A 13825-nucleotide genomic window follows, 5' to 3' on the forward strand; every position below is an offset into this window, starting at 1 on the left:
GGCTTGATGGTTTTTTTGTCCGCCCCTATTGTCCCGCTATTGCGCCTTGGCGCCAACACCAAGAGGGGTGACGGATGGTCGTCTTTGATTTCACCGGCAGGCATGCGGTCGTGGCTGGTGCCGGCGGCGGCATGGGCGAGGCCATCGCGCTTGCGCTGCTCGATGCAGGCGCCTCCATCACCGCCATCGACGTCAAGGCGCGTCCGGCCTCGCTGGCCGGATATGACGACCGGCTGACCTTCGCCCAGGGCGATCTTACCGACGCCGCCTTCGTCGAAGAGGTCATCGGCACTGCCGGCCGCGAGCGCGGCGGCATCGACTATCTGGCCAATGTCGCCGGCGTTCTGTGGTTCGGTCGCGACAGGTCGGCGCTCGACATGGATCTCGGCGTCTGGGATGACGTCTTCAACATCAACCTGAAATCCTTCGTGCACACGGCGCGCGCGGTCGTCCCCCATATGCGCGCCGGCGGGCGCGGCGGCGCCATGGTGCATTTCTCGACCATCCAGTGGTATCGCGGCGACCCCAACCCGCAGGACGCCTATCAGGCCTCAAAAGCCGGCGTGTGCGCGCTGTCCAAGTCGCTAGCCATGCAGCTTGCGGGCGAGCGCATCCGTTCGAACGCGATCTGCCCCGGCATGGCGCTGACACCGTTGCAGGCGCGCTGGGACACCGAGGAGAAACGCGCCGCCGTGGCGAGTTACGCGCCTCTCGGCCGCATCGGCACGCCGCAGGACATGGCCAACGCCGCGCTCTTCCTGCTCTCTGACGCCGCGAGCTACATCACCGGCATCGAACTCGCTGTCGACGGCGGCCTCTTGATGCGGATGTGAGCGGCTGGCGACCGCCGGACGGCGGCGTCAACACATGTCTCCCGAAAGTGGGAACCGGTTTCGGGATAAAGACATGCGTAAAATCAAGAACCTAAAGCGCATGGAGCGAATCTGAAAGATCGCGACGCGCTTTAGGCCGCCACGGCCGTCCCCTGGATCGCCCTGCCCCAGTCGAGCAGCGGCTTGGCGCCAAGCGTGAACCCGACGAGATCGTCGACCAGCGCCGGCGAATGGATCGTCGCCGGATCGATGTCGTGCCGGACCACGAAATGCCGGTTGCGCACCGCTTGCGCAAGATCCTCGTCGCCGACGTCCTCGAAGCCGCGCGGCGCGCGCTTGAGGCGATCCTCCGCATCAAGCTCGAGGCCCGCCTTCTTGAGTGAAGTGACCATGGCGCGGAACGCGGCCGGCTTGGTCACGATCGCCTTGCGCATGGCCTGCAGCAGCTCCGGCGCCGGCTGCCACCATGCAACGCCGGCGAAGCAACGCTCCAGTCCGATATGCACATAGAAGACGCCTTGCGACATCTTGCTGCCGTCTGGCGACAGGATCGCCGACAGGTGCCGGTTGTAGGGCCGCTTGTCCTTGGCGAAGCGCACGTCGCGATTGATGCGGAACAGCGATCTCTTGCGATCGCCGCGCAGACCGAGCTTCGCCGCCTCGAATCGCTCTGTGAGCGTCTCGACCAGATCGCAGAGCGGCCCATGCAGCTCACTGTCGTAAAGGTCGCGATTCTCCTGGAACCATTCGCGGCTCTGGTGGAAGTCGAGCGCCTTGAAGAAAGGGATGGCTTTAGGCCCAAAACCCTTGAACTCGCCCGTCATCACGCCTTGCCGACCCGCTGCAGCCAGGTGTCCTCGTCGATGACTTCGACGCCGAGTTCACCGGCAAGTTTCAGTTTGGAACCCGCCCCTGGCCCGGCCACCAGCAGATCGGTCTTGGCCGACACCGAGCCCGCCACCTTGGCGCCGAGCCGTTCTGCCATTGCCTTGGCCTCGGACCGTGTCATCTTTTCCAGCGTGCCGGTGAAGACGATGGTCTTGCCCGCAACCTCGCTATCGGCCGAAACGGTGACGATATACGACTTCGGCTTGACCTGCTCGAGCAGCCTGTCGAGCACGTCATCGTTGCGTTCGTTGCCGAAGAAGTTGCGCAACGCATCGATGACGGTGTCGCCGATGCCATTGATCGACGGGAACACGGTGTGGGGATCCTCCGCCTTTGCCGTTTCCTTGCCGATGCGGATCAGTTCCTCGATGGTCGAGAACTGGCGGGCAAGCACGGCGGCCGTCGTCTCGCCGATATGGCGGATGCCGAGCGCGAAGATGAAGCGGTCGAGCTCCGGCTCGCGCCGCGCGTCGATGGCCGCGAAGAGCTTGTCGAGGCCTTCATAGTTGCGCTCCTCGACGCTGCGCACATTCTTGCGTGTCTTGCCCGAGGCTTCCTCGCGCAGCCGCGCTTGCTCCTCGCGCCGCTCGGCCAGCGCCTTGGTGACCGCTGGCCTTCGGTCCTTCAGCGTGAAGATGTCGGCCGCTGTCTTGACCAGCCCCGAATTGAAGAAGAGGTCGATGTTTTCCGCGCCGAGGCCCTCGATATCGAGCGCGCCGCGCGACACGAAGTGGCGCAGCCTTTCCACCGCCTGCGCGGCGCAGATCAGCTCGCCGGTGCAGCGGCGGCGTGAGTCTTCCTTACCCGTCTTCTCGTTGATCTCGCGCGTCGCCGGCGAGCCGCAGACCGGGCAGGTATGCGGGAATTCATAGGGAACCGCGCCGGCCGGCCGCTTGTCGATGACGACGCTGACGATCTGCGGGATGACGTCCCCTGCCCGCTGGATCACCACCGTGTCGCCTATCCGCACGTCGATGCCGTCGCGGATCGGCTGGCCGTTGCTGTCGAAGCCTTTGATATAGTCTTCATTGTGCAGCGTGACGTTTTCGACCACCACGCCGCCGACCGTGACCGGCGCTAGCCGCGCCACCGGCGCCAGCGTGCCGGTGCGGCCGACCTGGATGTCGATCTTCTCGACCGTCGTCATCGCCTGCTCGGCCGGGAATTTGTGGGCGACGGCCCAGCGCGGCTCGCCGGTCACGAAACCCCATCGGCGCTGCAGCTCGAGCTGGTCGACCTTGTAGACGACGCCGTCGATGTCGTAGCCGAGCGAGGAACGCCGTTCCTCGATCTGGTGATACTGCGCGATCAGGTCCTCGATCGACTTCGCCCGCACCATCAGCGGGCTGACCTTGAACCCCCACTCGCCGAATTTCTGCACCGCCTCGAACTGCGTCGGCGCGGGGTCCGCCGTCGTGTAGCCCCAGGCATAGGCGAAGAATTTGAGGTTGCGGCTGGCGGTGACCGACGGGTCCTTCTGGCGCAGCGACCCTGCCGCCGTGTTGCGCGGATTGACGTATTCCTGGCCGCCGACCGCCGCCGAACGCTGCTTCAGGGCCTCGAATTCGGCGTAGGTCATGTAGACCTCGCCGCGGATTTCGATCGTCTCCGGCCAGCCCGACCCCCTCAGCGCCTTCGGAATGTCGGCAATCGTCTTCAGATTGGCGGTGATGTCCTCGCCGACAGCGCCGTCACCGCGCGTCGCGCCCTGCACGAACACACCGTTCTCGTAGCGCAGCGAGGCCGACAGACCGTCGATCTTCGGCTCGGCGGTGAAGGCGATGTCGAGGTCCTTGTCACGGTCGAAGAAACGCCGGCCGCGTTCGATGAAATCGGCGACGTCCTGGTCGGTATAGGCCTTGGCGAGGCTGAGCATCGGCACGGCGTGGCGTACCTTGGCAAAACCTTCCGCCGGCGCGGCGCCAACCCTGAGCGACGGCGAATCCTCACGCAGCAGCCCCGGGAACTGCTCCTCGATGGCAAGATTGCGCCGCCGCAGCGCGTCATATTCGGCATCGGTGATCGTCGGCGCGTCTTCCGTGTGATAGCGCCGGTCGTGCTCAGCAATCTCGGCCGCCAGCCGCTTCAGCTCATCAGCTGCTTCGCTTTCGCTCAGCGATTCGACTGGTTTTTCCGACATGCTGCGCGATCCTCAAAGTGTGGCAGGCCACTATAAATCAGGATTCGCCGGCAAGGGGATGGCCTGTGGAAAAATCATTGGCTGACAGGAAGATACAGACATCTCCTGACTCTGCTTCCGAGGGGCCAAGGCGTCGAACTTCTAAGCGGCGGCCGTGTTCTCGCGCAACAGTCGATCCGCCGCCGCGCGCGCTTCGTCGGTGATGGTGGCGCCGGCCAGCATGCGGGCGATCTCTTCCTGGCGCGCGGCGCGGTCCATCTCGGCGATGCCGGTGGCGACGCGGTCCTTGCCGCCGGATTTCGAGATCAGGAAATGCGTCGCCGCGCGTGCCGCGACCTGCGGCGCATGCGTGACCGATAGCACCTGCACCCGCTTCGACAGCCGCGCCAGCCGCTGGCCGATGGCGTCGGCCACCGCGCCGCCGACACCGGTATCGATCTCGTCGAAGACCAGGGTCGGCGCCGAGCCGCGATCGGCAAGCGCCACCTTCAGCGCCAAAAGGAAGCGCGACAGCTCGCCGCCAGAGGCGACCTTCATCATCGGCCCAGGCCTGGTGCCCGGATTGGTGCGCACCCAGAATTCGACCTGGTCGATACCTTCTTCCATGCGGCTCTCGGCATCGCTTGCGATCTCGACGATGAACTCGGCCCGCTCGAGCTTCAGCGCCGGCAATTCGGCCATCACCGCCTTGGTCAGCCCCGCCGACGCCGCATGGCGCAGCGACGACAGCTGCGCGGCGGAAATATCGTAGGCCTCGCGCCCTGCGGCGGCCTGCTTTTCCAGCGCATGCAGCCGCTCCTCGCCGGCATCGAGGTCAGCAAGATCGGCCACCATCGTGTCGCGCAGCTTCGCCAGGTCGTCGACCGGCACATTGTGCTTGCGCGACGCGGCGCGCAGCGCAAACAACCGCTCTTCCGCCTTCTCCAGACGCTGCGGATCATATTCGGTGGCGCGCAGCGCAGCTTCGACGCCGGACTGCGCCGCATCGAGCGAGATCATCGCCTCGTCAAGCGACTTCACCACCTCGTCGAGCAGACCGGGCGCTTCGCCCGATTTGCGCTGCAACCGCCGCAACAGGCTGGCAAGCTGGGGCAAGGGCGAAGACGGTCCCGACAGCACGTCCTGCGCGTCATGGATTTCGCCGGCGATCCTTTCGACGCGCATCATCTGCGCGCGCAAATCCGCAAGCTCCGTTTCCTCGCCCGGCGCCGGATCGAGCTTTGCGAGCTCGGCCACGGAAGCGCGCAGGTAATCGGCCTCGCGCGCCGCCGCCTCGACCTTGGCGCGATGCCGGGAAAGCTCCTGCTCGCAATTTCGCCAGTAGCGCCAGGCTTCGCCCGTGCCGCGCACGGCACCCAGATGGCCGCCGAAACTGTCCAGCAATTCGCGATGCGCGCCGGGATCGACCAGGGCACGTTCGTCATGCTGGCCGTGGATCTCGACCAGCGCGCGGCCGACATCGCGCATCAGCGTGACGCTGGAGGGCTGGTCGTTGACGAAGACGCGGGTGCGGCCGTCTGCCGTCTGCACGCGGCGCAGGATGACGTCGCCATCGTCCTCGATCTCGTTTTCGGCGAGCAGCGCGCGAGCCGGATGATTGCGCGGCACGTCGAACACCGCGATGACCTGGCCTTGCGCCGCGCCGTGGCGGACAAGCGAAGCATCGCCGCGCGCGCCGAGCGCCAGCGACAAGGCATCGAGCAGGATGGATTTGCCGGCGCCGGTCTCGCCGGTCAGCACCGAAAGCCCAGGCAGGAAGTCGATGTCCAGCTTCTCGATCAGGACGATATCGCGGATCGACAGTCTGGACAGCATCGCAAGCTTCAGGCGCCGGTGATCAGCTTCCCGGCCTTGGAGATCCACGACCCGGCATTTTCGCGCGGCTCAAGCCCGTTGCTCTGCAGGAGCTTGTAGGAATCCTTGTACCACGAGCTGTCAGGATAGTTGGTGCCGAGCACCGCTGCGGCCGTCTGCGCCTCCGAGGTCAGACCCATGGCATAGTAGGACTCGGTCAGGCGCGCGAGCGCCTCCTCGACATGGCGGGTGCTGGAATAGTTCTCGACCACGGTGCGGAAGCGCTTCACAGCGGCGATGTATTCGCGGCGCTCGAGATAGTAGCGGCCGATCTGCATCTCCTTGCCGGCGAGCTGGTCGTTGGCGAAGCGGATCTTGTCCTTGGCGTCGCCGACATATTCGGAGTTCGGCCAGCGCGTCACCAGATCCTGCATGGTCTGGATGGTCTGGCGGGCTTCCTTCTGGTCCTGGGTGACGTCCTTGATCTGCCGGTAATAGCAGAGACCGATGATGTACTGCGCGTAAGCCGCATCGTCGGTCGAGGGATAAAGCGTCAGATAGCGCTTCGCGGTGCCGATCGCTTCGTCATAATTGCCGCCGCGATAGTCGGCGAAAGCGCCCATCACCATCGATTTGCGGGCGAATTCCGAATAGGGATGCTGGCGGTCGACCGCGTCGAATTTCTTGCTCGCCTCGTCGAGGCGGCCGGCATTCATGTTGGCCAGGCCCTGGTTGTAGAGAACGTCGGCCGGTTCGGTCTGGTCGACATAGGTCGCCAGGTTGACATCCTTCTCGGAGGACATGCAGGCCGACAACACGAGCGCGGGAGCCACCACCGACAGCGCCAGCAAAGCACGTCGACGCGGCGTTGCCGATTGACCAACTCGCGAAAAAAACATGTTTGGATTCCGCCCCTTCGGCGTCGTTTCGGTCCGGGCCGAAGCCATAAACCATTATCCCCTTGCCCGGCAACGCTATGTCCGGCCAATCGCACATTTTTGTGGCGACCGCGGAACGCCGCAAACAAGCTGCGATTTGGCGCCCCGGTGATGCAATATTACCACACAGCCTTGCCCCACATCAAACCGGCCGGCTGCGTCTTGCCACATCAGGCGAGATATTGCCCCGTCGATCGCAAAGGAACCGTTACATGTCCCGGGAAGTGGAAACACCGTGCCTGTTGCTGAAGCCCGTGATCCCGGCCGACCGGGATGATCTTTTCGCTCTGGAGCAGGATCCGGACGTGATGCGCTTTCTCAATGGCGGCAGGCCGACGCCGCCGGACGGTACCGATCCTTCTGCCGATTTCCTGATGCCGCGCGGCACCGAACAGGGCGTTTGGAGCGCCCGGGAGAAGGTATCCAGCGCGTTTGTCGGCTGGTTCTCGCTATACGATCGCGGCGATGGTTCGGCGGAATTAGGCTATCGCTTGCGGCGCGCGGTTTGGCGGCTCGGCTACGCTAGCGAAGGCGCGAGAGCGCTGGTCGAGTCCGGTTTCTCCCGCTTCGGTTTTGTCCGAATCATTGCCAGCACGATGGCCGTCAACAAGGCTTCGCGCCGTGTCCTGGAAAAGGCCGGGCTCACGCATGTCGGCACGTTCTATGTCGAAGAGCCCGACAGGCTGCCGGGGGCCGAGCACAGCGATGTGGAATACGAAATCCGGCGCGAAACCTGGGACGCGTCGGCTCAGATCACCCAGGGCGCGTAGACCGGCCGGCTGACGGCGATCATCTCGGCGACGCGGCCGCGCTCGCGGCGCCGGGTCTCGACGATCTCGAAGGCCGTGTGGTCGGAAAGCAGCCGGCGCAACGCCGAGGCGTTCATCCGGTGGCCGCCGCGATAGGAGCGGAAGCAGCCGATGAAGCGAGCGCCGGCCAGCGCCAGGTCGCCCATCGCATCGAGCGTCTTGTGGCGGGCGAACTCATTGGAATAGCGCAGCCCGCCGACATTGATGACGCGGTTGTCGTCGCCGATGACGAGCGAGTTTTCGAGCGACGAGCCGAGCGCGTAGCCTGCGGCCCAAAGCCTCTCGACGTCCTTCATGAAGCCGAAGGTCCGCGCCCGCGCGATGTCGCGGCGGAAGATGTCGGGATTGATGTCGGAAGCGAATTGCTGTCGACCGATCGCCGGGCTCTCGAAATCGATCTCGATCTCGAAGCGCGTGCCGTCATAGGGGCGGAACTCCGCCCAGGACGCGCCTGCTTCCACGCGTACCGGCTTGACGACGCGGATATAGCGACGCTTCACCGCCAGCGTCTCGATGCCCGCCTGGTCGATGGCTTCGACGAAGGCCATGGCGCTGCCGTCGAGAATGGGAACTTCCGACCCGTCGATCTCGACGATGAGGTTGTCGATGCCGAGGCCAAACACCGTGGCCATCAGATGCTCGACCGTGCCGATATGCTCGCCGGCCGGGTCGCCAAGCATGGTGCAGAGATCGGTGGCGCCGACTTCCGCGACCAAAGCGCGGAACTCCCGGGCTTCGCCGCCATTCGAAAGATGGAAGACGATGCCCGTATCGGCGTCCGCCGGCAGGAAATGAACTGTGACGGTCTTGCCGCTATGGACGCCGATGCCAGCCAGCGTCGCGCGCGATTTCACTGTCGTCTGATAGTCGTGCAAGAGTAACCCCATACGCCCAAAATGCCTGCGTCCGCTCCATCGGCCCTGGGTATCTTGCAGCCAGGGTGTTGGTCTGGCGCTCGCACAAAGGCGGCAAAATAAGCAAGGGCATGCGGCTCTGGTATGGTCGGCAGGCAGGGCTACTCCCCGAATCCCAGCTAACCGACTTTAGTCCGTCGCGAAGATAATGGCCCGCCCTGGAGACTCCAAATCACGGTTTCTTACCCCGTGTAACCACGGAAACCTGTCAAAAATAGCTCATAAGCCATTGTTATTAATGAATATTACAAAAGCAACAGGCAGACGAGATCTCGTCTGCCTGTTAACAACCGTTATATATCGTTAACGATCAGCGGCATGCTGTATCGCGATCAGCGGCACGCCGTATCGGCGATCGGCGCCGCCGTGTCGATTAGTTGGCCTGGCGGCGCAGGAAAGCCGGAATTTCCAGCTGGTCGTCTTCCTGAACCGTGCGGGCCTGCGGCGTCAGCCGGCCCTGGTCGTCGAGCTGGCCGCGGCGCGGCGCGTAGAGCTGCGGATCCTGGCTGGCGAGACGGCGCATTTCCGGCGCGGCCTGGCGCAGCTTCGGCTCGCGCGGCTGCGCCGGCTGGAGCCGGGCCGGCTCTTCCTCGCGGCGGGTCAGGCCGTTGGTCAGCCGCTTGATCAGCCCCATCGGACCGCTGTTCTCATGATCCGCGGGCCGGGTCTTGGCTTCGACTTCAGCCCTTACCACCGGCGGAAAGTCTTCCACCCGCGGCATACGCTGCGGCGCCTGGGCCACCGGCTGCGGCATCTCGCGCTCCGGCGCGGGCTGCTGCATGACCTGCTGCGGCACCACTGGTTGCGGCTGCGGCTGCGCCGGCGGGGCCTGGAAGATCTTGCTCTGCGGCCGGAAGTCGTCGACCGGCACGGCGCGCGGCTGCGCCATGGCGGCCGCGTTTGCCTCGGCAAGCTGGATCGCCTCGGCGACCGGATCGACCGCGCGCGGCTCGTAGGCCTGCGGCTGGACCGGAGCGGGGCGGATTTCAGCGACCGGAGCCGCCGCCGGACGGGCGGCCGGCTTCTGCGGCGCGCGGATCGAGATCGGCGCGGCCGCGATTTCGGCCGCCGACTTGTCGATGCCGGTGGCGACGACCGACACCCGGATCACGCCTTCCAGTTCCTCGTCGAAGGTTGCGCCCAGGATGATGTTGGCGTCCTGGTCGACCTCCTCGCGGATGCGGGTCGCGGCCTCGTCCACCTCGAACAGCGTGAGGTCGCGGCCGCCGGTGATCGAGATCAGCAGGCCCTTGGCGCCCTTCATCGAGGTCTCGTCGAGCAGCGGGTTGGCGATAGCGGCTTCCGCCGCGGCCATCGCGCGGCCCTCGCCCGAAGCCTCGCCGGTGCCCATCATGGCCTTGCCCATCTCGCGCATCACTGAACGCACGTCGGCGAAGTCGAGATTGATCAGGCCTTCCTTGACCATCAGGTCGGTGATGCAGGCGACGCCCGAGTAGAGCACCTGGTCGGCCATGGCGAAGGCGTCGGCGAAGGTGGTCTTGTCATTGGCCAGCCGAAACAGGTTCTGGTTGGGGATGACGATCAGGGTGTCGACGCATTTCTGCAGTTCCTCGATGCCCATATCGGCCGTCTTCATGCGGCGCTGGCCTTCGAAATGGAACGGCTTGGTGACGACGCCGACCGTGAGGATGCCCTTCTCGCGCGCCGCGCGGGCAACGACCGGAGCAGCGCCCGTGCCGGTGCCGCCGCCCATGCCGGCGGTGACGAAGCACATATGGGTGTTGGACAGATGATCGATGATCTCGTCGATGCACTCTTCCGCCGCCGCGCGGCCGACTTCCGGCTGCGAGCCGGCGCCGAGACCTTCGGTGACGTGCGCGCCGAGCTGGATCAACCGCTCGGCCTTCGACATGGTCAGCGCCTGCGCGTCGGTGTTGGCCACCACGAACTCGACGCCGCGCAGGCCGGCTGTGATCATGTTGTTCACGGCATTGCCGCCGCCGCCGCCGACACCGAACACGGTGATGCGGGGCTTAAGCTCGGTGATGTCCGGCTTTTGCAGATTGATGGTCATTGTCTCCGTCCTTTGCCTTTCCCGCCGCCTCGCCGCTGCGGCCGCCTATGGGGCTGTCCCCGTCAAATTAAAAACTGTCTCTCAACCACTGACTCATGCGATGCAGTTTTCCGCCCGTTCCGGTCATCCTGAAACCGGAAAGTCCTTTCGCAGAATGGCTCTCGAAGCTCGCCATCTGCGGATAGATCATCAGTCCGACCGGGGTCGAGAATGCCGGTCCCTTGGCCGCTTCCGGCAGACCCGCGACGCCCAGCGGCCGGCCGATGCGCACATTGCGCCCGAGAATGCGGCGCGCCGCTTCCGGCAGGCCGGCCAGCTGGCTGGCGCCGCCGGTGAGCACGACGCGTTTGCCGACGGCATTGCCGTAGCCGGACTTGTTCAGCCGGTCGCGCAGAAGCTCCAGCGTCTCGTCGATGCGGGCGCGGATGATGCGCGTCATCACCGAACGCGGGATCTGCAGCGGCACGTCGCCCTCCTCGCCGATCGGCTGGATCGAGACGAGGTCGCGGTCGTCGGCGCTGCCAGGCAGCGCCGAGCCATGCATGACCTTCAGCCGCTCCGCGGCATCGAGCGAGGTCGACAGGCCCTTGGCCATGTCGAGCGTCACATGGTTGCCGCCGATGGCGATGGCGTCGCCATGGACGAACTTGCCTTCCGAGAAGACCGAGATGGTCGTCGTGCCGCCGCCCATGTCGATACAGGCGGCGCCCATTTCGAGCTCATCGTCGACCAGCGAGGCAAGCCCGCTGGCATAGGGCGTCGCCACCATGCGTTCGACCGACAGATGCGAGCGGTTGATGCAAAGCTCGAGATTGCGCATCGGCGCGGCATCGCCCGTCAGCACGTGCATGTCGACGCCAAGCGCATCGCCCACCATGCCGCGCGGATCGCGCATGCCGCGCTCGCCGTCGAGCGAGAAGCCGACGGGCAGCGAATGGATCACCTCGCGCTCGGCCCTCAACGCCTGCTTGGCGCCGGCGGCGAGCACGCGCTTGATGTCGACTTCCTCGACCTGATGGCCGCCGAGATTGATGGTCGCCGAGAAGGCTTCGCTCTTCAGCCGGCCCGCCGTCATGTTGACGATGAGGGAATCGACCGTGAGCCCGGCCATGCGCTCGGCCGCATCGACGGCAAGCCGGATGGCATGCTCGGCGCGATCGAGATCGACCACCACGCCGGACTTCACGCCCTGCGACTTCTGGTGACCGATGCCGATTACCTGGATGCGATGCGAACGTCCGCGCAGGAGCTTGCCGTCCTCGTTCGGCTTGAGCTTCGCCACCACGCAGCAAACCTTGCTGGAGCCGACATCGAGCACCGTGAGCGTGCCCGACCGGCGCGAGGAAGCTTCGGTACTGCCGCCAAGCCAGTTCATATCTTTGTCCCCGCCTTGCGCTTGGCCAGGCTCTTCGGCTTGTCGCTGAGCGCGGCTTCGCGCTGCGTCGCGGCTTCCGGCGAAAGCTCCACGACCAGCCGATCGGGGAGCCGCATATCGACGGCGGCGATGTCGCGCGTCAAAAGCCCGTTGTCATGATCGATCTTGATGAGCTCGGCGATCGCCTGGTCCTCGTCGTCTTCCGGCAGCTTGATCGTGATGCCGTTCTCAAGCTTCAGGTCCCAGCGGCGCTCGCCGACACGGATGTAACCTTTGACCCGCGCCGCGAGCTCGGGGTAGCGCTCGATCTTGGCGAGAAAGGCTGGCGCCATCGCCGGCGCGCCGGCACCGATGATCAGCGGGAGCAACGCCTGCTTGCCGCCCGAGAACGGAGCGATCACCTCGCCCGACCGCTCGATGACCGAAACCGAAGTGCCCTGCTGCCAAAGCGCGAAGGGCTGACGCTCCTCGATGCGAACTTCCAGCGTATGCGGATAGATCTTGCGGACCGCCGCACCCTCGACCCAGGGCAGCGTCGCGATGCGCTCGCGGGCCGATTCGGCGTCGAAGCCGATCAGCGAGGTCCAGCCGTCGAGGCCGAGCCGGTCGAGCACGTCGATTTCGGACGTCTGGCGGTTGCCGACCACCTTGATCTGATCGACGGCAAAGCCGGTGCGCGCCGTCACACCCTGCACGATGCTGTCGCTGTAGCCGCCGAGATAGGCGCCGTAGGCGCTGCTGGATGCGATCAGCGCGGCGGATAGGATCACCGCCGAAAAGCGCGGCGCCTCATATTCGCCGCCGCACAGGCGCGCCAGTACGCGCATCGGCCGGCGAAGCTGACGCGGCAATACGAAACGGTCGAATGACAGAGACATGCCGAACAGCGCGAAACCAGCCGCGCCACCGCCATTACCCTGTCCCCACCTCAACGCAGACACGAAGCGTCCTCCACCATCCAACTCAACAAATCGCCGAACGAGTGTCCCGCTTGCGCGGCGATTTCAGGCACCAGAGACGTCGGCGTCATGCCCGGCTGAGTGTTGACCTCGAGCCAGACAACCTCGCCGTTTTCGGAGTGACGGTCGTCGTAACGGAAGTCCGATCGGGAAACACCCCGGCAACCAATGGCAAGATGAGCCTTGAGGGCCAGTGTCTGTATTTTTTGGTAAATATTCGGTGAAATTTTAGCAGGGATTTCGTGTTTTGATCCGCCGGGAACGTATTTTGAATCGTAATCGTAGAAGGAATGTCCGGTCGGGATGATCTCGCAGACGCCGAGCGCCACGTCGCCCATCACGGCGCAGGTCAATTCGCGCCCATGGATGTAGCGCTCGACCATGACGATCTCGCCATACTGCCATTCGGTAGAGCCGATCACCTGCGGCGGATGCGACTGCCCCTCATGCACGATGACCACGCCGAAGCTCGATCCCTCATTGACCGGCTTAACCACATAAGGCGGCTTCATCGGATGCTTGTTCTGGACAGCGAAGCGGTTGACCACCTTGGATTCCGCGACCGGAATGCCGGACGCCTTGGCAACCTTCTTGGCCTGCTCCTTGTTCATGGCCAGCGCCGAAGCGAGCACGCCCGAATGGGTGTAGGGAATTGCGAGATATTCGAGAATTCCCTGGATGGTGCCGTCCTCGCCGAAAGGACCGTGCAGCGCATTGAAAGCGACGTCAGGCTTGAGCTCGGCAAGGACAGCCCCGACATCGCGCGAAACATCGACACGGGTGACTTGATAGCCTTCATTCTCGAGCGCATCCGCACACGCCTTCCCCGAGGACAGAGACACGGGCCGCTCCGAGGAGAATCCACCGAGGAGGACAGCCACATGCTTCTTCTTCATTCCCGTCATCCCCTCTCACGCCGGGTCTGCAACCGATATTCCCGCACCGCATTTCCAAGCATTGAGTCCGAGTCTTCCGGCAGGTTGCCCCCCCAGACGGAAAACGCGACTTAACGCGTCGAACGACTCAAATCAGGAAACGCTTTAGAGCAGAGAATCAGAGAGTTGATTCGCTGGCAAGTGCCTATGATTCCGAGAGATTCACTTTCCGCGAAAACAGCCGCAAAAAGTGAATTGTGAGTCT

General features: G+C 64.6%; 11 protein-coding genes. 2 read left to right on the forward strand and 9 right to left on the reverse strand.

Translation table 11 applies throughout. The features are described from left to right. Positions 1-74 precede the first annotated feature (74 nt). Positions 75-833: an SDR family NAD(P)-dependent oxidoreductase gene (locus LB572_RS03790; protein WP_140806939.1), complete on the forward strand. Its 759-nt coding sequence runs from the start codon at positions 75-77 to the stop codon at positions 831-833. A gap of 131 nt (positions 834-964) precedes the next feature. Here the strand turns inward: LB572_RS03790 and LB572_RS03795 are convergent, their stop codons facing one another. From LB572_RS03795 to LB572_RS03810, 4 genes are all read right to left on the reverse strand, one after another. Beyond that, a complete protein-coding gene (locus LB572_RS03795; RefSeq protein WP_224666773.1) occupies positions 965-1657 on the reverse strand; it encodes a DUF2461 domain-containing protein in 693 nt (230 codons plus the stop codon). Continuing rightward, complete coding sequence (gene ligA / locus LB572_RS03800; protein ID WP_224666774.1) at positions 1657-3861, reverse strand: NAD-dependent DNA ligase LigA; 2205 nt, start codon at positions 3859-3861, stop codon at positions 1657-1659. Before ligA ends, LB572_RS03795 begins: the two co-directional genes overlap by 1 nt. 141 nt (positions 3862-4002) lie before the next feature. After that, positions 4003-5676: a DNA repair protein RecN gene (gene recN / locus LB572_RS03805; protein ID WP_224666775.1), complete on the reverse strand. Its 1674-nt coding sequence runs from the start codon at positions 5674-5676 to the stop codon at positions 4003-4005. A gap of 8 nt (positions 5677-5684) precedes the next feature. After that, the gene (locus LB572_RS03810) at positions 5685-6554 is read right to left on the reverse strand and encodes an outer membrane protein assembly factor BamD (RefSeq protein ID WP_140806943.1); all 870 of its coding nucleotides are present in this window, start codon (positions 6552-6554) and stop codon (positions 5685-5687) included. Between the two features lie 251 nt (positions 6555-6805). Here LB572_RS03810 and LB572_RS03815 point away from each other — a divergent pair, with 251 nt between their 5' ends. After that, positions 6806-7363 (forward strand): GNAT family N-acetyltransferase, encoded by a 558-nt coding sequence (locus LB572_RS03815; RefSeq protein ID WP_224666776.1) that lies wholly within the window; start codon positions 6806-6808, stop codon positions 7361-7363. On the opposite strand, the gene lpxC is transcribed toward LB572_RS03815, so the two are convergent. From lpxC to LB572_RS03840, 5 genes are all read right to left on the reverse strand, one after another. Beyond that, positions 7342-8289 (reverse strand): UDP-3-O-acyl-N-acetylglucosamine deacetylase, encoded by a 948-nt coding sequence (gene lpxC / locus LB572_RS03820; protein WP_224666777.1) that lies wholly within the window; start codon positions 8287-8289, stop codon positions 7342-7344. The genes LB572_RS03815 and lpxC overlap by 22 nt on opposite strands. Before the next feature lie 400 nt (positions 8290-8689). Beyond that, entirely contained in the window at positions 8690-10351 is a 1662-nt protein-coding gene (gene ftsZ, locus LB572_RS03825) for a cell division protein FtsZ (RefSeq protein WP_224666778.1), read from the reverse strand. Between the two features lie 67 nt (positions 10352-10418). Then, the gene (gene ftsA / locus LB572_RS03830) at positions 10419-11726 is read right to left on the reverse strand and encodes a cell division protein FtsA (protein WP_224666779.1); all 1308 of its coding nucleotides are present in this window, start codon (positions 11724-11726) and stop codon (positions 10419-10421) included. After that, entirely contained in the window at positions 11723-12667 is a 945-nt protein-coding gene (locus LB572_RS03835) for a cell division protein FtsQ/DivIB (protein WP_224666780.1), read from the reverse strand. The genes ftsA and LB572_RS03835 overlap by 4 nt, the downstream gene beginning before the upstream one ends. Beyond that, entirely contained in the window at positions 12655-13581 is a 927-nt protein-coding gene (locus LB572_RS03840; protein ID WP_224666781.1) for a D-alanine--D-alanine ligase, read from the reverse strand. The genes LB572_RS03835 and LB572_RS03840 overlap by 13 nt, the downstream gene beginning before the upstream one ends. Positions 13582-13825 lie beyond the last annotated feature (244 nt).

This window comes from Mesorhizobium sp. BH1-1-5, from assembly GCF_020165615.1.
Classification (GTDB): Bacteria; Pseudomonadota; Alphaproteobacteria; order Rhizobiales; family Rhizobiaceae; genus Mesorhizobium.